The sequence below is a fragment of the Serratia plymuthica genome (assembly GCF_018336935.1).
GTDB lineage: Bacteria > Pseudomonadota > Gammaproteobacteria > Enterobacterales > Enterobacteriaceae > Serratia > Serratia plymuthica_B.
This window is the reverse complement of sequence record NZ_CP068771.1, coordinates 2,056,646-2,078,174: the sequence shown is the minus strand read 5'-3', so window position 1 is coordinate 2,078,174 and position 21,529 is coordinate 2,056,646. Positions and strand designations below refer to the sequence as shown.

Genomic DNA, 21,529 nt, shown 5'->3' with positions numbered 1-21,529 from the left:
ACGCCAGCGGCATACATTAAGGGTCGCAGCCTAATCAATAGACATCAGATAGGTATAATCGACGTCGATCTGACGCATCTTCGAGTCCTGATTCCACTCTTTGGTTTGAATAATTTCCATTTCCACACTGCCCTGCACCTCATGACGCAGCCCCGGCATCACGTGGGTCATCAGATAAGCGAAGAACTGCAAGCATTCTTTCGCCGTGCCCAGATAGTTGATAGAGATATACTCGCGGCCGGGAATATGAATATTGTCGATCTGATGCCCCGAAAGAATATCTTTTTTGTTCTCCGCCTCCACCGCCATGACGTGAGTGGATGACCACTGCTTGTCATCACGGTTACGGGGCGAGTGAATGCTGTACACCCGGCGGCAGTCCACGTTCAGCCCGCGGAAGAAATCGGTGAAAATCTCATCCTTCATCGCCATGCAGGAAGCATGTTCGATTTCGGTTTCAGCGGCAAAATCCAGTTGGCGCGAGAAGCCAACCAGTTGCAAATCCGGCAGCGTTACACGTTTCACCTCCGGATAGTAATCGACCGCGAAACTGGCGTCGAAACTGAAACGCGGCATCAGGTTCTTCACATCCCATTTATCCATCGAGCGGTAGCGGTTGGGCGTGGTGTCGAAACGCTGCTTGAACATGCGCGTAAAGGTCTGCTGGGAATCAAAGCCCAACTCGTCTGAGATGTCGATAATTGAACGGTGGGTAATGCGCAAGGCTACTGCGGCACGCGTCAGGATGCGTGAACGGATATAGGTGGCGAGCTGAATGCCGGTGATACGCTTGAATTTGCGTTGCAGGTGCCACTTGGAGTAGCCGGAAATGCGCGCGACTTCGTCCAGATTTGGCCGTTTCTCCAGATGTATCTCAACCCACTCAATTAATTCTTCAATAAAAAATACATCTTCATTAGTCATTATTATGCTTTCACTAACTTAATAATACCCGGGATAATAACCCACATGGATTATGTAAAAGTTGTTATTTTGTGCGGAAAAACGTACCGAAAATAACATATAAATCCTGTGATTGTGGCCTGATTCCGGCCCGCGATACCAACAGTTTGGCTACTGCATTCCCAAGCTAGCGTAGTTTTACCGCGAAAAAAAATCCGATCGCGCCACAGGGCGATTAAGCCACGGCGCAACCCGTGCTAAAAGCCTAATACCCCTATAATTAAGACGTATTACCCTTTCAGCGATTGAGGTAGAATGCAGCGCTATTATTTTCCCTGCGCCTCCGCCGTGAGGTGCGTAGAACCTGCCGATGCACGGCAAAGATAGGTGTAGTGATTCTATGAAGTTCAGGCCGGTACAACAAACAGCCGCCAAAGGCTTGCACATCGCCAGTTCCCCTTTCACCCATAACCAGCAAAGCACCAGTCGCATCATGCTGTGGGTGATGCTGGCTTGCATTCCGGGCATGGCGGCGCAGGCGTGGTTTTTCGGCTACGGCAACCTGATCCAAACCGCGCTGGCGATGATCGTCGCACTGCTGGCGGAAGGCGCTATCCTCGCCTTGCGCAAATTGCCGGTACGCACCCGGCTGGCAGACAACTCGGCGCTGCTGACCGCGCTGCTGCTCGGTATCAGTCTGCCGCCGCTGGCCCCCTGGTGGATGATTGTTATCGGTACCTTCTTTGCCATTGTTATCGCCAAACAGCTTTACGGCGGCCTGGGGCAAAACCCCTTCAATCCGGCCATGGTCGGTTACGTGGTGCTGCTGATCGCCTTCCCGGTGCAGATGACCAGTTGGCTGCCGCCGGATGAACTGCGCGCCACCGCGCTGTCGTTCCAGGACACCCTGTTGGCTATTTTCAGCGGTCATACCGCGCAGGGCGCCACTATTCACGAACTGCAAATGGGCATTGACGGCATCAGCCAGGCTACGCCACTGGACGGTTTCAAAACCGGCCTGCGCAGCGGCCATAGCGTCGAGCAGATGCTGCAACAACCGCTGTTCGGCGGCATGCTTGCCGGCATCGGTTGGCAATGGATCAACCTCGGCTTCCTGGCGGGCGGCCTGTTTATGCTGGCGCGCCGCCTGATTCACTGGCAGATCCCGTTCAGCATGCTGGCGACCATCGCCTTCTGCTCCGGCCTGGCCTGGTGGTTTGATCCCGCGCATCAGGCATCGCCGCTGATCCACCTGTTCTCCGGCGCCAGCATGCTGGGCGCGTTCTTTATCGCCACCGACCCGGTCAGCGCCTCCACCACCCCGAAAGGCCGCCTGATTTACGGCGCTCTGATTGGCGTGCTGGTGTGGTTAATCCGCGTTTATGGCGGCTACCCGGACGGCGTGGCCTTCGCCGTGCTGCTGGCCAATATTACCGTGCCGCTGATCGACCACTACACGCAACCGCGCGTGTACGGTCATCGCTAAGGAGCCATGATGCTGAATTCAATGAGAAAGCATGGCACCACGCTTGCAGTGTTCGCCGCAGTGACGACCGGTTTGACCGCCGTGGTGCACAGTCTGACGCAGAAAACCATCGCTCATCAGGCGGAACTGCAGCAAAAAGCGCTGCTCGATCAAGTGGTGCCGCCGGAAAACTACGATAATAACATGCAGACCGAATGCTTCCTGGTCAGCGACCCGGCGCTGGGCAACGGCGCCCCGCACCGCCTGTATCTGGCGCGCAAGAACGGCCAACCAACGGCGGCTGCACTGGAAACCACCGCGCCTGATGGTTATTCCGGTGCCATTCAGCTGCTGGTCGGCGCCGATTTCAGCGGCACCGTGCTCGGCACCCGGGTGATCGAACACCACGAAACACCGGGGCTGGGAGACAAGATTGAGCTGCGCATTTCGAACTGGATTTCGTTCTTCAGCGGCAAGAAAATTGAAGGCGCGGACGACAAGCGTTGGGCGGTGAAGAAAGACGGCGGCATGTTCGATCAATTCACCGGCGCCACCATCACGCCGCGTGCGGTAGTCAACGCCGTTCGTCGCACGGCATTGTATATGGAAACGCTGCCGCCTAAACTCGAGACCTTACCTGCCTGCGGAGCCAGCGAATGAGTGAAGCAAAAGAGTTGATTGTCCAGGGGCTGTGGAAGAACAACTCCGCCCTGGTGCAATTATTGGGGATGTGCCCGCTGCTGGCCGTCACCTCCACCGTTACCAACGCCCTGGGGCTGGGGCTGGCGACCACGCTGGTGCTGACGCTGACCAACGGATCCATTTCGGCGGTGCGTCGCTGGGTACCCAGTGAAGTGCGTATTCCCATTTACGTCATGATCATCGCGGCGGCGGTGAGTATCGTGCAGATGCTGATCAACGCCTACGCCTTCGGCCTTTACCAGTCGCTGGGGATTTTTATTCCGCTGATCGTCACCAACTGCATCGTGGTCGGCCGCGCCGAAGCGGTGGCGGCCAAAAAACCGATTGGCCTGTCGGTGCTGGACGGCATGGCTATCGGCCTGGGCGCCACCGGCGTCATGGTGACCCTGGGCGCGATGCGCGAACTGCTCGGCAACGGCACCCTGTTCGACGGCGCAGATATGCTGTTGGGAAGCTGGGCCAAGGTGCTGCGCATTGAAGTGGTTCATTTCGACAGCCCGTTCCTGTTGGCCATGCTGCCGCCAGGCGCCTTTATTGGTCTGGGCCTGTTGTTGGCGGTGAAATACCTGATTGATGAACGGATGAAGGCGCGCTCCGCCAAGGCGTCAGTGATCGAACCGGCGCGGGAACCGGGACAAGCAGAGAAAGCGTAATGAATAAAAACAAACGTCTGGAAATTCTGACCCGGCTGCGCGACAACAACCCGCAGCCCACCACCGAACTGGTGTACACCACGCCGTTCGAGCTGTTGATTTCAGTGCTGCTTTCCGCGCAGGCCACCGACGTCAGCGTCAACAAGGCCACCGCCAAGTTGTATCCGGTGGCCAATACCCCGGCCGCGCTGCTGGCGTTGGGCGTCGACGGCGTCAAGAGTTACATCAAGACCATAGGTCTGTTTAACAGCAAGGCCGAGAACGTCATCAAAACCTGCCGCATGCTGCTTGAGCTGCACGGCGGCGAAGTGCCGGAAGACCGCGCCGCGCTGGAAGCGCTGCCCGGCGTAGGCCGCAAAACCGCCAACGTGGTGCTCAACACCGCCTTTGGCTGGCCGACCATTGCGGTAGATACCCATATCTTCCGCGTCTGTAATCGCACGAACTTCGCGCCGGGCAAAAACGTTGACCAGGTCGAAGAGAAGTTGCTGAAGGTGGTGCCGGGCGAATTCAAGGTCGATTGCCACCACTGGTTTATCCTGCATGGTCGCTATACCTGCATTGCGCGCAAACCCCGCTGTGGCTCCTGCATCATTGAAGATTTATGCGAGTTTGATTGCAAAACCGAGATGTAAAAGCACAAATAAAACCTCACTGGCACATCTTTCCATCGTGAAGTGATGCCGTTATGTAGACTCTCGCTATCAGACTGCTTGCAGAACCCAGAAGATCGGGCAATCTCGGGTGATTGTCACGGCAGGCCTCATCCGCAGTGCGTGCCATACAGCCGCCGACACGCCGAGAGTCGACATCTGCCCTCCCGGCTGAACCTGTAGCCCTGAGCATGGCGCTGTGCTGCTGGTGTGCTCTGTGCCCGCACTTTCAGACCGTTTTCATAGGCTGCGAATAGTCAGTGATAGCGCCCGGCAACGCGCGACACGGGGAATGATTGGGTTTGAATCTGTCAGATCTCCATGGCAAGGCGTTTCCTGCCTATTTATCTTCGATAATCCGGGCGTAAGAAAAATAATCGAAATCTGCATACGCGTTTTCCCCCGTAAAGTCCTGACAACAGATACCGACAAATGCCCCAGTAAAGCGCTCATGGCCTTTTTCTTTGAAGTATTCATCAGACAGCTTGCTGTACTCAACATACCCCCCCACGCTATGCCACTCTTTCTCGTCGCAGGAGTAAAAGAAGAATGCAGCATCATGGTTTACCTCAACCTTTAGATGAACCAGGCCATCATGATCCAGTTCAATGCCCTTTCCTGTCGGTTGATTGAATCTGTTCAGATCGTTAATCATCAGGTTAAGGGTGCGCTTCCCTTCACCGTCAGCCGTCAAAAACAGATAAATGTAATTAGTGGTATCGTAAATACAGACCAGCCCGGCCATTTGCTGGAAAGAAGTCGGTGTGAAATCAACGCATGTTTGCGCCCTGAAAACGAAGTCCGTTTGTCTTCTGGCCACCAAACTCTGACAGTGGTGGGAACTGAGAGACTCTTTGCCATGCAACCGCAGCCAGCCTTTTTTGGCTTTCAAGCTACAAATTTCCTCAGGCAGCGGAATGCGCAGGCTTTGAAAGTGCAGTGGCAAAGTGGGCAAGTCGAAATCATCCCGTTCCGGCTCATCAGGCCACGGTTTTTCCGGTAACCGGCAGTGGACGACAAGATCCGCAGTCGTTTTTTCATTGGACAGTCTTAACCAACCGTCGTGGCTCCAGTAAACTTTTTGGATGGCGGTTTCCCTGCCCATTGGGCTTCTGCCGCGTGAAGGCAAAGGCCGGCCACAGAGGTGGACCATAAAAAATTCACCCAGCTCGGTTTCAACCAGGTCGGCATGACCGGTACGCTGCAGTGGGAGACGACAATCATAACGGGAAGTCATCATCTGGCCATAGGGGTCAGTTTCGTACGGCCCCAGTAAATGGCGCGAACGTGCCATAGTCACGCCATGATTGTAGAAAGTCCCCCCTTCTGCCGTTAAGAGATAGAACCAGCCGTTCCGCTCATAAATATGTGGCCCTTCCGTCGTGCCCAGATCGCTTCCGTTATAAATCTTGTGACACTCGCCGATGAGTTTTCTGCTTTCCTCATCGTATTGCTGAATAATGATGCCATTCCAATGTGGGAAACCCGGCTTCCCCCCGTCCCGGTAACTCATCTCCATACTCACCAGCCACTTGGTACCGTCGCTGTTGTGAAACAGCGACGGATCAATTCCCCGGCTGTTGAGATAGGTTGGTTCAGACCATTCCCCCTCAATGTCAGACGTTGTCACGATAAAATTGTTGGCATCCCAAAATCTGCCCATCAGGTTTTTTACATCGGTGTAAACCAGGTAAAATTGCCCCTTATCGATACTCAGGCAAGGCGCGTAAATCCCGCCGGAGTCCGGGTTACCTTTCATATCCAACTGACTCACTCTGCTAAGCGGGTATGAGATTAACTTCCAGTTTTTTAAATCAAAAGATTTATAGAGACAGATACCAGGAAACCATTCGAATGTTGAAGTAACGATATAATAGGCATTATTGGCATAGATAATAGAAGGATCCGGGTTAAATCCCGGCAAAATGGGATTATTAATCATTGTCATCTTAATTCTCCCTTAGCTTCCGGAAGAACGTCGGCAGATGCATTTTTTGACGAATAGGCATCACCCTCGCTCTTCTGGGCAAGATTATATTTCCTGAGGATCAGGATAAGACTCAAAATCAACAGTGCGGGGATAACCGTGAAGATAAGACGAATGCAAAGAGTGGCAGCGTCCGCTTGGGTAGCCGAGTTTCCTATATAGCCACCGACCGTCAGTAACCACCCCATTAATGCTCCACCAATGGCAATGCCGACTTTGATGGCAAAAATGTTCGTTGAAAAAACCAGCCCGCTGAATGACTTCCCGGCCTTACTTTCAATATGGTCGATGATATCACTGAGGAGACTCCATTGTAACGGCGTTGCAGTGGAGTTTATAAAGTGGACGCATCCGATAATCACACAGATAACAATGACATATTGTGCCGGAACGAAAAATAAACCGATCATGATGGCTGCTTGCACCGTCATTGCCATTTTATAAGCGAATAACCGGTCTAACTTAGCATACAAAGCCGTGGTGAACATTGATCCAACAAATTTGGCGCCAAGAATAATGGTTAAAATAATGCTGACAAGATCAGGCCTGTGTAAATAATAAGTGACGAAATACATGGCACCGCCGGTTTTTAAAATCCCCGCCGTCAGGTTAACCACATTGAGTAAAAATAACTTCCTCCAGTTTCTGTCGGATGAGAGATGGTGGAGCTCTTTGAAAACGGTGCTGAATTTCTGTGATTTATCGACAGGACGAGCATACTTTTCATTGGTCAATGCGAAACAAAGATAAAACATAACGGTGCTGATTACCCCCATCAACACCATAGCGTAAAAGTAGCCGTGTTGCAGATTGCCGCCCCCCAGGGTTTTAGTCAGCGGCAGCGCAATAACCGATACGATGATCCCGCCCAGCGCCGCGAAGGCAAAGCGGTACGATTGCATGGAAACGCGTTCGTCCGGGTTCTGGGAGAGATTATTAATCATGGCGCAATAAGGGACGTTTACCAACGTATAAAGCAGTGATAATGCAGTATAAGAAACATAGGCATAGATGAGTTTTCCCGTCTCACCGAATTCCGGGGTGAAAAAAGTGAGAGAACCAATAATACCAAAGGGCAATGAGAACCACAGTAAGTAGGGTCTGAACTGTCCGTGCTTTGTTGAGGTGTGATCGGCTAAAAACCCGATATACACATCGAAAAAGGCGTCCAATATACGTACGACAAGAAACATGATTCCCATATGAAAGGCGCTGAGGCCATAAATATCCGTATAAAAATACGCCATGAACAACATGATGGTTTGCCAGATGATGTTCGAAGCGCCATCGCCCAATCCATAGCCTATCTTCTCTTTAACCGTGAGCTTAGACATGTTGATACCTTTTGAGTTTTTATAGAGTCAGAGAGAACTGACGTCCTGGCATCAAAAATAATCTTTATCTTGGGGAGCGGCTGTAACGGAAAGTGGATTTTATATAATTTTTTTGCGCTCGCAGCGTAACGGAGATCACCATTTTGGAAAGAGATGACGGCCTGAATTTCGTTGACACAGGGTTGAACGGCGGTTTCACCCTATGGGAACGATATATGGATGTTTAGGGTTTTGCCTGGCGTACCAGGTTATCGTGCCTGGTAGACAGTTGCTTCGTGGAGCGACTGTTGGTTCTGAATGTTTTAGGCGTGACGCCCATTAGCGATCTGAATTTGAAACAATAGTAGGCACTGTCGGTAAATTCGCACCGGTAAGCAATGTCAGTGATGCTTAACTCTGTATTTCTGAGGAGTTCAGTGGATTGGGCAATTTTTTTCCCGACCAGATACTCTTTAAAGCTGACTTGCATGATTCTTTTGAACGTTCTGGAAAAATGGCTTGTCGAGAGAGAGCAATACTCGGCAGCTTCATTCAATGTCATGCTGAAAGCTGCGTTTTTTTCAACATGTACGACCAAATCAATGATCTTGTCAAAGATGTTATTTTTTTCATCGCTTACGGTGACTTGCTCAGCATGTTGAGCATGGGTAAACACCGTATTGAGCAGGAGAATTAACAACGGATTCGCTTCACAGAGAGTGTGGGGGCCGTCATGCATATCGGTGAACCATCTGAAGAGAAATTGCATGCGCTCAGCATCCCGCTCGTTCAGTTGCAATACAAACCCGGCGTGCAGATGCGTCACGGGGAACTGATATTTTAAACGATTCAGCACGGTATTATTGTATTGCAGCAAGAACCGCTCATGATTGTCGGTGAATGCCAGCTCCATATCATGGAGTATCATCGGCCCCACAAAGACCAAGGTATTGTCTCTCAGTTTGAATTTTTCGCTGCCGATAGAGTAAAAACCCTCGGCGTGGCGAAACCACATAACCTCATGTTCCAAATGTACGTGAGGCCTAATGTATACCCCTTTCTCAGGCACGGCCTCCCGCGCGCGCAACATGTAATCTGTGCCCAGCGTCGTTTCGATTTTTTCGAAAAAGTGATCTACGTTCCACATGATACGCAAATTTCTTATAAAAAGACGTCGATAACGCCATTTGTTACGCCCTTTAAAGCCAAAAATCAATGCCGGGCGTTGCTGCGTTTGAAGGTCCTCTCTTTGCCGCACAGCCTGACGGCGGGCAGGCCATTACACTAATAGGCTCACTACCTGACCCGCCCCTGCTCAAGGATTCAAAACTCACCTGTCTTGCGTAATCTTGTCCTGACGTTTCCTGGTGAACACCCCATTGTTCTTGAGCCTGGCACACAAATAAGCACTGCCCGTGAAATCCGTTTGCTCCGTTTATCCGCCTTGAACAGGGCTTTTTAACACTGCGGCGTGTTGCAGATATAACATTCTGCACGCGCTCCCCTGCGTGCGCCACTTCCCCTGCCATCGCCCTATTTTTTATCAGAAATGTGATACCGAGCAGCAGTAACCTTGGCGATTTCGTGGATTTCAGCGAAAAACTCACTTCGATGTTATTTTCAAGCAAAAATTTAGTCAAAAATTGCGGCATAAATCACGCTTTCACGATCACATCCTCGTCACAACCCTCAGCTCCATTGTCCTAAATTTCTATAATTTTACAAAACACCCATTACTCACAACAATCGAGCAGACATGACATCACCTGCATTTATATAAACCATAAAAACCAAAAACAGCAGAACATATCACTAATTAAATTCCGCACAGCTTTTAATCAAAACAAAAGTTCGCCAAAACAAATCAAGGCAAAAGTTCATGCTGCGTAATATTTGCAACATAGTTGTTTCACAACGCGAACGTTATATGTAACAGAGTATGACAAACGGCTTGCCTCGTTGACAAAGATAGTGAACATTAACCGCCGTCATCCCATCCTATAACAACGCAGAAGGATGCAGTCCTGCATCACCTTTTGCCATTTCTCGTCTCTCCGAGACGGGGCAGTGAAAAATCAGAGGTACCAGTGTCAACTGCAAACAACAACAGCAAACACCCTGAAAGCGTCAGTCTTAACGCCTTCAAACAGCCCAAGGCGTTCTACCTGATCTTCTCGATCGAACTGTGGGAACGTTTCGGTTATTACGGCCTGCAAGGCATCATGGCGGTTTATCTGGTCAAAATGCTTGGCCTGAGCGAAGCCGACTCAATTACGCTGTTCTCTTCTTTCAGCGCCCTGGTGTATGGCTTCGTTGCCATCGGCGGCTGGCTGGGGGATAAAGTGCTGGGCTCCAAACGCGTGATCGTGCTGGGCGCGCTGGTACTGGCCGTCGGTTATGCCATGGTGGCGTATTCCGGCCATGAGATCTTCTGGGTCTACCTGGGCATGGCGACCATCGCCGTGGGCAGCGGCCTGTTCAAGGCGAACCCGTCCTCCCTGCTGTCGACCTGCTATGAGAAAGACGACCCGCGTTTGGACGGTGCATTTACCATGTACTATATGTCCGTCAATATCGGTTCTTTCCTGTCGATGCTGGCGACCCCGTGGCTGGCGGCGAAATATGGCTGGAGCGTCGCGTTCTCACTGAGCGTGGTGGGCATGCTGATCACCCTGGTCAACTTTATGGTGTGCCACAAATGGGTGAAACAACACGGCTCCAAACCGGACTTTAAACCGCTGCAGATCAAAAAGCTGCTGATGGTGCTGGTTGGCGTCGTGGCGCTGGTCGCCCTGTCAAGCTGGCTGCTGCACAACCAGGTCATTGCCCGCTGGGCGCTGGCGATTATTTCCCTGGGTATTGTGGTCGTGTTCGCCAAGGAAGCCTTTACGCTGCATGGCGCAGCGCGCCGCAAGATGATCGTCGCCTTTTTGCTGATGCTGGAAGCGGTGGTGTTCTTCGTACTGTATGCCCAGATGCCGACCTCGCTGAACTTCTTCGCCATTCATAACGTCGAGCACAGTATCCTCGGCGTGGCATTTGAACCTGAACAGTATCAGGCGCTGAACCCGTTCTGGATCATGCTGGCCAGCCCGATTCTGGCGGCGCTGTATAACAAGATGGGTGACCGTCTGCCAATGCCGCACAAGTTCGCCTTCGGCATGATCCTGTGCTCCGGCGCCTTCCTGGTCCTGCCGTGGGGCGCCAGCTTCGCCAACGAACAGGGTATCGTTTCGGTTAACTGGTTGATCCTGAGCTATGCGCTGCAAAGCATCGGTGAACTGATGATCTCCGGCCTGGGTCTGGCCATGGTGGCGCAGTTGGTGCCGCAACGCCTGATGGGCTTTATCATGGGGTCCTGGTTCCTGACCACCGCCGCCGCCGCGCTGATTGCCGGCAAAGTCGCCGGGTTGACCGCCGTACCAAGCGACATCAACGATGCGCACGCTTCACTGGCTATCTATAGCCACGTGTTTATGCAAATCGGTATCGCCACCGCCGTCATAGCCATTCTGATGATGCTGACCGCGCCGAAGCTGTACCGCATGACGCTGGACACCGCAGAAGATACCCATAAGAAAGCGCAGGCCGCCGCAGCGGTTAACTGATAACGGTTTCGGACAGACAAAAAAACGGGGCGTCTTAACAACGCCCCGTTTTTTATTTCAGCTTATCTCTTCTCAGCCTGGCGACTTGCCGCTCAGGGTTGCCCACATAAACTCGCTGACCAGCGCGCTGTGGAACGCAGCCTGTTTCTTATCCGCGGCGGCGCTATGCCCGCCCTCGGTATTCTCATAGAAATAAGCCTGTTGATACCCCATTTGCTGCATGCGCGCCGCCATTTTGCGTGCGTGCGACGGGTTGACCCGATCGTCGCTGGTGGCGGTGTAAAACAGCACCGGCGGGTATGCCGCATCCGCTTTGATATTGTGATAAGGCGAGAAGGTTTTGATGTACGCCCACTCCTCCGCTTTGGCCGGATCGCCGTATTCGGCAATCCAGGAGGCACCGGCGGAAAGTTGGGTATAACGCTGCATGTCCAGCAACGGCACCTCACAAACGATGCAGCCGAACAGCTGCGGGTACAGCGTCAGCATGTTGCCCACCAGCAGCCCGCCGTTACTGCCGCCGCGCGCGCCCAGATATTGTGACGACGTCACTTTTCGCGCAATCAGATCCTGCGCCACGGCGGCAAAATCCTCATAAGCGCGATGGCGATTCTGCTTAAGCGCCGCCTGGTGCCAGGCCGGCCCATATTCCCCGCCGCCGCGAATATTCGCCACCACATACACCCCGCCACGCTCCAGCCAGGCCGGTGCCTTGCTGCCCATGTAACCCGGCAGCAGCGACACTTCAAAACCGCCATAACCGTACAGCAGCGTTGGGTTGCTGCCGTCCAGCCTGGTGCCTTTGGCCGAAATCTGGAAATACGGCACGCGAGTGCCGTCGCGAGAAACGGCAAAATGCTGGCTGACCTGATAATCGCCGGCGTCAAAGTCCTGCGGCCCCTGCTTGAGCAACTCTGCCTCGCCGCCGTCGAGATCCCCCAGGTACAGCGAAGTCGGTTGCAGGAATCCGCCAATCGTCAGGAAATAATCGTTGGTTTCATCGTCAATTCCCCCGGCGGAAATCGTGCTAATGGCACCCGGCTTGCCGAGCGGCCTGCGCTGCCAGCTGTTACCCTGCGGCGTCAGCACTTCCAGCCGGTTCACCACGTTGTCCATGATGCTGAGGATCAGGTGGTCGCGCGTGCCGCTGTAACCGCTCAGCGCCGCCTGTGCGGTCGGCGTGAATAACACCGTCAGTTCGCGTTTGCCCGCAAGATAGTCATCGAAATGGGCCGCCAGCAGCGAACCTGAAGGATAGCGCGCACCGCCTACGTCCCAGTCGCTGCTCGGTTTGATCAATAGCCATTCGCGATGCGTGCTGAACTCGGCGTCGGCGGGAATATCGATTTTGATTTGCCGATCCTGCGCGGTTAGCACAAAGGTTTCACGGCGGTAGAAATCCAGGCTGCGGCCCACATAGTTGCGCTCAAACCCCGGCGTGTGGTCGTGATAGGCAAACACCGCCATGTCCTGCGGTTGCGCCTCATACAGCGTCTGGGCGGCGCTCAGCGGCGTGCCGCGCCGCCAACGTTTGGCGATGCGCGCGTAACCGGATTGTGTCATCGACCCTGCGCCAAAGTCGGTGGCGACGAACAACGTATCCTTATCAATCCACGACGCCTGGCTTTTCGCCACCGGCAGCGTAAAGCCGTTTTTCACGAACGCTTTGCTGACCAGATCAAACTCGCGTATTTCGGTGGCGTCGCCGCCGTCCGGCGACAATTCCACCAGGCAATAACGATACTCCGGCGGTAACGGCTCGGAACCGTGGAACACCCAGTCTTTGCCTTCCGCCTTGCCGAGCGCATCAATATCCAGCACCGTTTCCCAGGCCGGTTTGGCCTTGCGGTATTCCTGCAGCGTGGTGCGCCGCCATAGCCCGCGCGGGTTGGTTTGATCCTGCCAGAAGTTGTAGTAGTAATCGCCGCGCTTGGCGACCCACGGAATCTGGCTGTCCTTGTTCAGGATGTCCAGCACCTGTTTTTCCACCTGTTGGAAGCCTTCGCCCCGGGCGAAACGCGCAGTGGTACGCTGGTTTTCCTGCTTCACCCATGCCTGCGCGGCCTTGCCCTGCAACTCTTCCAGCCACAGGAATTCATCGGTGGCGCTGGCGCCGCCCTCCGCCGCCATCGCCAGGCGGATACTGTTCGGTAATGACGTCATCGCGAATACGGCTCCTGCAGTTTGTGCGCTGAGTTTAATAAACTGGCGTCGATTGCTAATCGGCAAAATCAAGCTCTCCTTCCTGGATAAATAAGACTCATTTTCAACAAGGTAGATCGTTGATGAGGCGGAGTCAAAGCCTGCGTCCGTGCCGTTGAGTCAAAATTTAGGATAGTGGATCAGATCGTGAATACGCACCCTCTCCTGGCCGGCGTTGCGGTAGGCATGCGGCCGATCGGCCTGAAAGCGCATAGCCTCGCCTTCGGCCAGGCTGTGCCACTGACCGTCAATCGCCAGTTCCAGTTGGCCGCTGATGACAATCACGTGTTCAATGACGCCCGGCTCGTGCGCCGAAGACTCGCTGAGTGCCCCCGGCGCCAGATCGATGACGAACATGTCGAAACCCAATTGCCTGTCGAACGGAAACAGCGGCACCACCCGCATATCGGCGTTGTACTGATTGAACACCGGCGCATCGCCGTAACGGTGCAGCGTGGCCTGTTCCTGCAGCGGCGAGATCTCCAAAAAAGCGGAAAACGCCACGTTGAAGCCGGTGGCGATTTTCCACAGCGTCGCCACCGTTGGGCTGGATTCGCCGCGTTCTATCTGCCCCAGCATCGCCTTGCTGACGCCGGTACTCTCGGCCGCCTGAGCCAGGCTCCAGCCGCGCTGCGCACGCAGCGATTTCAATGTTTGCGCCAGATGGCCGGACAGTTCCTGCATGATTCCCCCTTCTGAATTCCGGCTGATTATAGCCACTTGTGCGCTATAACGCACGGTGCTATGCTCAATCCTCGCCGTGCGTTATAACGCACAATTACAGCCGGAGTCTGCCATGCGCCCTGCCATCTCGTTACGTCATTTGACCCTGCCCGCCGTTATGGCCGGGTTTGTGGCGGTATTGGTGGGTTACACCAGTTCCGCGGCCATTATCTTTCAGGCCGCGGCGGCCGCCGGCGCCACGCCAGTGCAGATCGGCGGCTGGCTGAGCATGCTGGGGCTGGGGATGGGCGTGACCTCGCTGGGGCTTTCTCTGTATTACCGTACACCGATCCTGACCGCCTGGTCGACCCCGGGCGCGGCGCTGCTGGTCACCAGCCTGCCCGGCACGCCGATCAACGAAGCGATTGGCGTGTTTATCTTCGCCTCCGGATTAATCCTGCTGTGCGGCGTCACCGGGCTGTTCGCCCGGCTGATGGACTATATTCCGCAGGCGATTTCGGCGGCGATGCTGGCGGGGATCCTGCTGCGCTTCGGCCTGGACGCTTTTGCCTCGCTGCAGGTAAATTTTGTGCTCAGCGCCGGGATGGGGCTGGCGTATCTGGTCAGCCGCCGCTATCTGGCGCGTTATGCCATTGTGTTGACGTTGCTGGTGGGGCTGGCCATTGCGGCGTTGCAGGGCAACATTCATCTTTCTCAGCAACCGCTGACTTTCGCCGTGCCGGAATTTATTGCGCCGCATTTCACCTGGTCGACGCTGCTGGGCATTGGCATCCCCTTCTTTGTGGTGACCATGGCATCACAAAACGCCCCCGGCATCGCTACGCTGAAGGCCGCAGGCTATAGCGTCCCGACTTCGCCCCTGATCGGTTGGACGGCGCTGACTGCACTGCTGCTGGCGCCGTTCGGCGGGTTCTCCGTTTGCATCGCCGCCATTACCGCCGCCATTTGCATGGGGCCGGACGTGCATCCCGATCCACAGCGCCGCTATATGGGCGCCGTGGCCGCCGGGGTGTTTTATCTGCTCGCCGGGCTGTTTGGCGGCGCTATCGGCATGTTGTTCAGCGCGTTGCCGCCGGCGCTGATCCACACCATTGCCGGGCTGGCGCTGCTTGGCACTATCGCCGGCAGTTTACAACGGGCGCTGCAGGATGAAAAACAGCGCGATGCCGCTCTGATCGCCTTCCTGATCACCGCCTCCGGCGTGACGCTGCTCGGCGTCGGTTCTGCATTTTGGGGAATTATTGGCGGAGCGCTCGCGCATCTCATTTTGTCGCTGCCACGACGCCCGGAGCGCTCGGGAAGTTAGGCCAACAGGCTGAGTTTGGCGGTCAGCTTGCGCACGGTTTTCTTTTCGCCGACCAGCGCAATGCCCAACAAACGCCAGTCGTCGCTTGGTCGGTTGGCAATGCTGGCGCGAAACTCGGCGTAATTGGTCGTTTGCTGGCCATCCGCCGGGAACAAGATCCGATCCACCTCCGCGGCCCGCGGCTGTTTCAACAAAGCGCCCAACTGCTCCTCACTGGCGGCCAGTACGCTAATGCCTATCGGGATCAGCCCCGGCCAACACTGTCCGTGGCTGTCCGCCAACACCTCGCCAACCAACCCAGGATGGCGTTGGCCCAAGGTTAGCGCCAGTACCGCCGCCGCATTAGCGATATTGCCCAGCGGCAGGTCCTGATTAATCACAATCACGCAGCGCTCGGCGGTAATCGTCTCTGGGGGGATGTTTTCCATCATTCAGCTTCCTGTTTCCAAGTCAGCCTGCAGGATACTCAACCGAAGTCGCTTAATCTGGAAGATTTGTGCACAGTTTGCGGTAATGCGCCGGGGTCAGGCGGTAGGCGCGCTGAAACCAGCGCCCCAGATGGCTTTGATCGGCAAAACCCAGCTGCGCCGCCACGGCGATGGGCTTTGCCCCTGCGGCCAGCAGCCGCCGCGCCTGCGTTAACCTCAACTGAACCAAATAAGCATGCGGCGGTAAACCATAAGTCTGGCGGAACAGTCGGGTCAGCCGGAACCGATCCAGGCCGGTTAATGCCGTCAGCGTTTCCATCCGAATATCCTGATGGCTGTTGGCATGCAGAAAGTCACGAATGCGCCGCGCCTGATAGCCGGAAGTTTCATGCGGCGGCGAGCGTCGCCAGTGCACGTGCCGCGTCAGGCCGCACAGCAAATTATCCAGGGCGAACTGATGCTGCATTTCCCCTTCGCCCATTTGCTGCAACTGCGAGAAGGCCCGCATTGTCGCCTGTGCCAGCAGCCGATCGTCCGACAGCGTGGCGGCGAAACCAAGGCGAAAGCTGTCCGGCACCTCGGCAAATAACTGACGGAGTTGTGCGTCCAGCCATTGCGGACTGAGATACAGCATCTGGTAGGTAAAGCCGTCTTCCGCCGGCGCATCGCCGTCATGCACCTCCCCCGGCTCCAGCAAAAATACCTGCCCTGGCGTACTGCGATGACGCTGGCGTCGGCAATGAAACTGCTGCACGCCCTGTTCGGTGATGCCAACCAGATAATCATCATGCCAGTGAGGATCGTAAGCATGCGCATGGCCGCAAAAGTGGGCGCGGATCAACTCTATGCCGGTCGGCCCATCTTTCTTTAATTCGATCCAACTGCTCATCGCCGCTCCCTTGTCGTTAGCCCACATTGTCGTATAGCAGATGTTCGCCCTCCTGTCTGGAACACATGTGCACGCCAGCCCCACTTGCCGGGCGGGGTAAACTTTCCCGCTTCGGCGATCTTCTGCTTAACTGAGAGGGGGCGCGATTGTTGCCACACTTGAGCGTTAAGAGAACCTTTATGTCCTCTTCCGAGCTGATTGAGCTGATTCGCCACTGGCCAGGCAACCCGATTGGCTTAAGCAACAGGATTGTATGGACAATGCAGAATGACAGCCGTTGAGCGCAGGTTAACGCCTATATCCTCATCGTCGACAGGCTGAAACGCGTGTTCTATCGCCAGCGTCAATTATTAAGTGACATTGTAACGAGAGATTCTATGAATGATAATGCCGCGCTGTTAGCCCAGCGACTGATCCGCAATCTTGAAGAAGTCGAAAAAACTCACGATCGCCGTCCGCCGTTATATGACAGCGTCGGCGCCCGTTTAGGCACCGGCACCGCCGCCAGCAAGCTGGGGGCGTCCATCGACGTGGTGGCGCCTGGCATGCGTTCCTGCCCTTATCATTTTCACTACGCGCAGGAAGAAATGTTTATCGTGCTGGAGGGAAGCGGGACACTGCGGGTCGCCGGTGAGCAATTGCCGATCAAAAGCGGCGACGTTATTTTTATCCCGCCCGGCCCGGAATACCCGCACCAAATCATCAACACGTCGGCGGTACCGCTGAAGTATCTTTCCATCAGCACCCGTGAGCAGCCTGAACTGGTGGAATATCCGGACTCGGGCAAGTTTCAGGCCATCGCCCAGCGCGACAATGGCCAACCGGTACGCTATCTGCAACGCCCTTCAGCGTCGCTCGATTATTGGGAGGGTGAACCCTGAGTCCCCCTCCGGCAGCCGCAGGCCCAACGCGCGCGCAGCCTGTTCCGCCACCCGAAAATCGATATCCGCCGCTTCGCCGTCCTCCATAAACCAGGCTGCGGACAGCCCCGCCCAGGCGAGGATCCATTGCAGCAAACGCCGGCGTTCCAGCCCGGCCAACTGGCTGACCTGCTCCACGCGGCGCTGGAAAATATCCGGATCGGTGGCAATGCCGTAATTGGGATTGCAGAAGATATTGGCATAGTCGAAGGCGCGTTCGCCGTAGAGGCGTTTGGGATCGATCACCAGCCAACCGCGCTCGCCGAAATCCAGCACGTTGTCGTGATGAATATCGCCATGCAGCACGCTCTGATCCCGCGGGCTGGTCAGCAGATCCGCCGCCGCCGTGGCGCTGAGCCGCAGCATGCCGCCGTGGGCCTGCGCCGCCGGCCACAACGAGTTGAACCACAGGTGCAGTGGAATAAGCTCCGGCAAGGGCTGCGCACGCGGCGCATGCAGGCGGGCAACCACCTGACAAAGAATGGCCGTCGCCTGCCGATCGTCGCCGTCACGCACCATTTGCGCCAGCGATCGCTTGCCCTGAGCACGCTCCAGCAGGATGCCGTCTTCATGCCAGGCCAGAACTCGCGCTGCGCCTTCGCCCTGCCACCAGCACATCAGTAATCCGCCGAACTTTTCTTCCTGCTCGCGGGCGATTTTCAGCATGGCGGCAGCGCCCTGATAACGCACCGGCATCAGCAGGCTGCTGTGAGTTTCAAATGCTTTGCCGTCTGGTTCCAACTGCCAGCGTTGCACATAGGGAATAAAGGCCGGATTCATTGCGGTCAGGCGTCCTTATTGATGGCAATCACGGTGAAAAATTGGCGCCGGTGATACTATTAGACATCAACAGTTCCCGGCGTATTCCCGGTGTTAATTGCAGTATCCTAACCAAGTTTGCCTATTTTTTTAATTAATCTGCGGGGTTTTTATCATGACGTCATTGAAGCGCATTAATTATCCGCAATTGCCTGCGCCGGGTGGGCCTTATGTCCACGCGGTGCGCCACGGCGATACGCTGTATGTCTCAGGGCTAACGGCCTTCGCCACCGAAGCTCAGGGGCAAACGGCGCAGCAGCAGACGCAGGCCGTTCTGGAGCAGTTGGCGACCATTACCGCCGCCGAAGGCACCAACCTCAAGGGGCTGATTAAAATCACCGTATTTTTAACCGAGATCGGCGATCTGCAGGCAATTCGGCCCGTGCTGTTTGATTATTTCGATGGTGCGCTGCCGGCCTGTTCACTGGTCGCGGTCAGCGCACTGTTCTCGCCACAGGTTAGCGTGGAGATCGACGCCGTCGTAGCGCTGTGACATTGGGCGCTATAACGCGCCCTCATCCAGCTCGCACGGGCCGACTTTGAACCAGGCCTTCAGGATCTTGCCCTGTTCAACTTCATAAATGGCGATCACGTCCATTTTGCCGCGCCCCTGCGGGAAATTGCGCGTCACCACTTCCTGATCGATCACCATGCTGCCCAGCACCATGCGTTTAACTCGCTCACCGTACAGGCTTGGTTCCCTGAAGCGCGCAATATGGCGTTCGCGGATTTCCGCCTTGCCGCTGGCCAGCAGCGTATCGGGGTGTTCGTAATACTGCGCATCTTCCGCCCAATACGCCATAAAAGCATCAATATCACGGGCGTTATAGGCATCAAGCTGCTGCTGAACCACATCTTCCGGGCGTATCGTTTTGTTGTTCATAATATCCCCTGCTCGTAGTTAACCTGACAATTACAGCGCGGCGATTTCATCAACCCGATGATGAAAGACATAGGGATCTGAAATTAAAGCGAAGGCTTCATCGTCCGGATAAGTGACTGCTACCTGATAATCCTCACCGGCGAAGCGTTTTATCGCCGCCAAAGACTCCCAATAGGTGGCCAGAAAGAAGTGCGCATACTGCCCCTGGACCTCTTGTCGAACAAAAGCGCCAAGATTTCCAGCCGTAGCTTCAGCATGCTGCAGCCCTGTGACAGTTAAATGATCGGTAAATCCTTGCTGATGGCGTAACGGCACACACCCGTGCCAGGTTCTGACAATCATCGCACCCCCCGATAATGAATAAAAAAACACAAATAATGAATAGATAACGTATCATGTTTTGGCGTTTATTCACTACCCCGTGCGCAGATTTTCAGCGAAGGAATACCCGCGGGAAAAACAGCGGTATGACATGCGTTAACCTTTGCCGCCATCAGGAATATTCTGGTAATTTATCGCCAAGAGAACTATTACCCGCGGAAAGTTATGCAGCAAAAACCGGTCATGCACGAAGCCAGGCAATTAAAGCGACTCAACGCGGCCACGCGGCGACAATCCCATACGTACAAATGGATTGCCTTTATCGCGGCGATGGATGCTGTATTGGTGTTTTGCTATGACCGAGATATGCGCAACATTACCTTTTCAGGCGCAGTCGCGCTGGTGTGCGGCTATTTGTGGATCCGCGATCGCAACAAGGCGCGCGGTTATCGGCGAGAATACGATCGTAAATACGGCAAGCACAGCGGCCTTTAGCCCTGCATGGCTTCCAGCACTTTAGCGCTGTCCACGATTTGCACGAACTTGACGATTTTCCCCTCGCGCAGCTGATAAATATGCGCAAAGGATGCAGTGAACGATTTGCCGGTCGCACCATAGGTGCCGTGATAGAACCCTTGGGCGATCACGTTTTCACCGGCATCGTAGAAATGTTCAACGTCGGCGCGGTAGCCCTGCCATTCCGTCCCTAAACGCTGATGAACATTTTCAAAAATGGCCTGCGGCCCAACGTAGGTACCGGCATAAGGAAAGCCCGCCGCTTCGGTCCATTCTGCATCGGGCGCCAACGCCGCCAGCAGGTTGCGACCGTTCTCTTCGGCACTGCCGCCCTCATAGGTAGCGCGTACAATTTCCAGATTCGTTGGCATGTCTGTTCTCCTGTGGCATTAATGGGATATTCCGGCCATGCCCCGCAGACACAGGCTAACACCAGGCGAGGATGGCCGGAATGAGACTATTGTAGGTTGCTTATTCCGGTACAAAAACCGTAATTCCGGCAATAGTCTATTGCAATACGGTAAACAATTCTGTTCCTGCAGTGTCATAACCGCCTCATCTTCGGCTGCTATGATGATTCACGATTACCGTCAAAAGGAGCAAAACGTGCATTTTCCACTGCTGCCACAGTCATTGCTGCGGCCTTTTTCACCTCATCAGGAACTGGCGCAGGCGCTGTTGCCGCTGACCCTCGATTCCGACGATGGTTCCCATGACGTTGCCCACTTGCACCGTGTATGGAAGAACGCCCGCCAGATCAGTGCGCAGGAAGGCGGCGACCGGCGCATCTTGTGTGCGGCGGTGCTGTTGCATGACTGCGTGGCGGTAGAAAAGAATTCGCCGCAGCGCCACCTGGCGTCACGCATGGCGGCGGAAAAAGCCGCGTTGACGTTGGCGCAGTTGGACTGGGAAGCGCACGATATCGCTAAAACGGTCCATGCCATCGAAGCCCACAGCTTTTCTGCCGCCATTACGCCGGAAACGCTGGAGGCGAAAATCATCCAGGATGCCGACCGTCTGGACGCCATAGGCATGATTGGCGTGGCGCGCTGTTTCTATATCGGCGGACGTATGCGCAGCGCGCTGTACGATGCCGCCGATCCGCTGGCGCAACAGCGCCAGTATGACGATAAGCGTTTCACGCTGGACCACTTCGAAACCAAACTGTTTAAGCTACAAGAAGGCTTTCAGACCGCGGCCGGTCGACAAATGGCGCAGGAGCGCACCGAGCGCATGCGTCGCTTCCTCAGCGAGTTGCTGGAAGAGATGTGAAAATC

23 protein-coding genes are annotated in these 21,529 nt (G+C 55.0%); 10 read left to right on the top strand and 13 right to left on the bottom strand.

The genetic code is table 11. From position 1 onward, the window contains the following. Window positions 1–30: 30 nt before the first annotated feature. The gene (locus tag JK621_RS09940) at window positions 31–924 is read right to left on the bottom strand and encodes a helix-turn-helix domain-containing protein (protein ID WP_212559641.1); all 894 of its coding nucleotides are present in this window, start codon (window positions 922–924) and stop codon (window positions 31–33) included. A 379-nt stretch (window positions 925–1,303) separates the two neighbouring features. Between JK621_RS09940 and rsxD the strand changes: the two genes are divergently transcribed. From rsxD to nth, 4 genes are read left to right on the top strand one after another with little or no spacing between them, the layout of a single operon-like run. Next, window positions 1,304–2,389: an electron transport complex subunit RsxD gene (gene rsxD / locus JK621_RS09935; RefSeq protein WP_212559640.1), complete on the top strand. Its 1,086-nt coding sequence runs from the start codon at window positions 1,304–1,306 to the stop codon at window positions 2,387–2,389. A 9-nt stretch (window positions 2,390–2,398) separates the two neighbouring features. Then, the gene (gene rsxG, locus JK621_RS09930) at window positions 2,399–3,028 is read left to right on the top strand and encodes an electron transport complex subunit RsxG (protein WP_212560170.1); all 630 of its coding nucleotides are present in this window, start codon (window positions 2,399–2,401) and stop codon (window positions 3,026–3,028) included. Beyond that, the gene (locus tag JK621_RS09925; protein WP_212559639.1) at window positions 3,025–3,723 is read left to right on the top strand and encodes an electron transport complex subunit E; all 699 of its coding nucleotides are present in this window, start codon (window positions 3,025–3,027) and stop codon (window positions 3,721–3,723) included. Before rsxG ends, JK621_RS09925 begins: the two co-directional genes overlap by 4 nt. Continuing rightward, window positions 3,723–4,358 (top strand): endonuclease III, encoded by a 636-nt coding sequence (gene nth / locus JK621_RS09920; RefSeq protein ID WP_212559638.1) that lies wholly within the window; start codon window positions 3,723–3,725, stop codon window positions 4,356–4,358. Before JK621_RS09925 ends, nth begins: the two co-directional genes overlap by 1 nt. Before the next feature lie 358 nt (window positions 4,359–4,716). Here the strand turns inward: nth and JK621_RS09915 are convergent, their stop codons facing one another. From JK621_RS09915 to JK621_RS09900, 4 genes are all read right to left on the bottom strand, one after another. Continuing rightward, window positions 4,717–6,324, bottom strand: a complete 1,608-nt coding sequence (locus JK621_RS09915; RefSeq protein ID WP_212559637.1) for a glycoside hydrolase family 43 protein — start codon at window positions 6,322–6,324, stop codon at window positions 4,717–4,719. Continuing rightward, complete coding sequence (locus JK621_RS09910; RefSeq protein ID WP_212559636.1) at window positions 6,321–7,697, bottom strand: glycoside-pentoside-hexuronide (GPH):cation symporter; 1,377 nt, start codon at window positions 7,695–7,697, stop codon at window positions 6,321–6,323. Before JK621_RS09910 ends, JK621_RS09915 begins: the two co-directional genes overlap by 4 nt. 223 nt (window positions 7,698–7,920) lie before the next feature. After that, on the bottom strand, window positions 7,921–8,823 hold the full coding sequence (locus tag JK621_RS09905; protein WP_212559635.1) for a helix-turn-helix transcriptional regulator: 903 nt from the start codon (window positions 8,821–8,823) through the stop codon (window positions 7,921–7,923). A gap of 52 nt (window positions 8,824–8,875) precedes the next feature. Then, window positions 8,876–9,328: a hypothetical protein gene (locus JK621_RS09900; protein ID WP_212559634.1), complete on the bottom strand. Its 453-nt coding sequence runs from the start codon at window positions 9,326–9,328 to the stop codon at window positions 8,876–8,878. 435 nt (window positions 9,329–9,763) lie between these two features. On the opposite strand from JK621_RS09900, the gene dtpA reads away from it, so the two are divergent. After that, complete coding sequence (gene dtpA / locus JK621_RS09895; protein WP_212559633.1) at window positions 9,764–11,284, top strand: dipeptide/tripeptide permease DtpA; 1,521 nt, start codon at window positions 9,764–9,766, stop codon at window positions 11,282–11,284. Window positions 11,285–11,356: 72 nt separating this feature from the next. Here the strand turns inward: dtpA and JK621_RS09890 are convergent, their stop codons facing one another. Continuing rightward, window positions 11,357–13,447 (bottom strand): prolyl oligopeptidase family serine peptidase, encoded by a 2,091-nt coding sequence (locus JK621_RS09890; RefSeq protein ID WP_212559632.1) that lies wholly within the window; start codon window positions 13,445–13,447, stop codon window positions 11,357–11,359. A gap of 159 nt (window positions 13,448–13,606) precedes the next feature. Next, the gene (locus tag JK621_RS09885) at window positions 13,607–14,170 is read right to left on the bottom strand and encodes a helix-turn-helix domain-containing protein (RefSeq protein WP_212559631.1); all 564 of its coding nucleotides are present in this window, start codon (window positions 14,168–14,170) and stop codon (window positions 13,607–13,609) included. Between the two features lie 112 nt (window positions 14,171–14,282). Here JK621_RS09885 and JK621_RS09880 point away from each other — a divergent pair, with 112 nt between their 5' ends. After that, window positions 14,283–15,476, top strand: coding sequence for a benzoate/H(+) symporter BenE family transporter (locus JK621_RS09880; RefSeq protein WP_212559630.1), 1,194 nt, complete (start codon window positions 14,283–14,285; stop codon window positions 15,474–15,476). Here JK621_RS09880 and JK621_RS09875 read toward each other — a convergent pair. Together JK621_RS09875 and JK621_RS09870 are read right to left on the bottom strand one after the other, a co-directional pair. Then, window positions 15,473–15,907 carry a DUF2000 domain-containing protein gene (locus JK621_RS09875; RefSeq protein ID WP_249337165.1) on the bottom strand — a complete coding sequence of 145 codons (435 nt, stop codon included), beginning with the start codon at window positions 15,905–15,907 and terminating at the stop codon, window positions 15,473–15,475. The genes JK621_RS09880 and JK621_RS09875 overlap by 4 nt on opposite strands. 49 nt (window positions 15,908–15,956) lie before the next feature. Beyond that, window positions 15,957–16,793 (bottom strand): AraC family transcriptional regulator, encoded by an 837-nt coding sequence (locus JK621_RS09870; protein WP_212559629.1) that lies wholly within the window; start codon window positions 16,791–16,793, stop codon window positions 15,957–15,959. Window positions 16,794–17,170: 377 nt separating this feature from the next. Between JK621_RS09870 and JK621_RS09865 the strand changes: the two genes are divergently transcribed. Beyond that, window positions 17,171–17,674, top strand: a complete 504-nt coding sequence (locus JK621_RS09865) for a cupin domain-containing protein (protein WP_212559628.1) — start codon at window positions 17,171–17,173, stop codon at window positions 17,672–17,674. Here JK621_RS09865 and JK621_RS09860 read toward each other — a convergent pair. Further along, window positions 17,639–18,493, bottom strand: coding sequence for an aminoglycoside phosphotransferase family protein (locus JK621_RS09860; RefSeq protein WP_212559627.1), 855 nt, complete (start codon window positions 18,491–18,493; stop codon window positions 17,639–17,641). The genes JK621_RS09865 and JK621_RS09860 overlap by 36 nt on opposite strands. 154 nt (window positions 18,494–18,647) lie before the next feature. Between JK621_RS09860 and JK621_RS09855 the strand changes: the two genes are divergently transcribed. After that, the gene (locus tag JK621_RS09855; protein WP_212559626.1) at window positions 18,648–19,025 is read left to right on the top strand and encodes a RidA family protein; all 378 of its coding nucleotides are present in this window, start codon (window positions 18,648–18,650) and stop codon (window positions 19,023–19,025) included. Between the two features lie 9 nt (window positions 19,026–19,034). Here JK621_RS09855 and JK621_RS09850 read toward each other — a convergent pair whose 3' ends face one another. Together JK621_RS09850 and JK621_RS09845 are read right to left on the bottom strand one after the other, a co-directional pair. Then, on the bottom strand, window positions 19,035–19,415 hold the full coding sequence (locus tag JK621_RS09850; RefSeq protein ID WP_212559625.1) for a nuclear transport factor 2 family protein: 381 nt from the start codon (window positions 19,413–19,415) through the stop codon (window positions 19,035–19,037). Between the two features lie 30 nt (window positions 19,416–19,445). Continuing rightward, window positions 19,446–19,757, bottom strand: coding sequence for a hypothetical protein (locus JK621_RS09845; RefSeq protein ID WP_037430818.1), 312 nt, complete (start codon window positions 19,755–19,757; stop codon window positions 19,446–19,448). Between the two features lie 204 nt (window positions 19,758–19,961). Here JK621_RS09845 and JK621_RS09840 point away from each other — a divergent pair, with 204 nt between their 5' ends. Continuing rightward, window positions 19,962–20,231, top strand: coding sequence for a hypothetical protein (locus JK621_RS09840; RefSeq protein ID WP_126486351.1), 270 nt, complete (start codon window positions 19,962–19,964; stop codon window positions 20,229–20,231). Here the strand turns inward: JK621_RS09840 and JK621_RS09835 are convergent. After that, on the bottom strand, window positions 20,228–20,623 hold the full coding sequence (locus JK621_RS09835) for a nuclear transport factor 2 family protein (protein WP_212559624.1): 396 nt from the start codon (window positions 20,621–20,623) through the stop codon (window positions 20,228–20,230). The genes JK621_RS09840 and JK621_RS09835 overlap by 4 nt on opposite strands. Before the next feature lie 235 nt (window positions 20,624–20,858). Here JK621_RS09835 and JK621_RS09830 point away from each other — a divergent pair, with 235 nt between their 5' ends. After that, the gene (locus tag JK621_RS09830; protein WP_212559623.1) at window positions 20,859–21,524 is read left to right on the top strand and encodes an HD domain-containing protein; all 666 of its coding nucleotides are present in this window, start codon (window positions 20,859–20,861) and stop codon (window positions 21,522–21,524) included. Window positions 21,525–21,529: the final 5 nt, after the last annotated feature.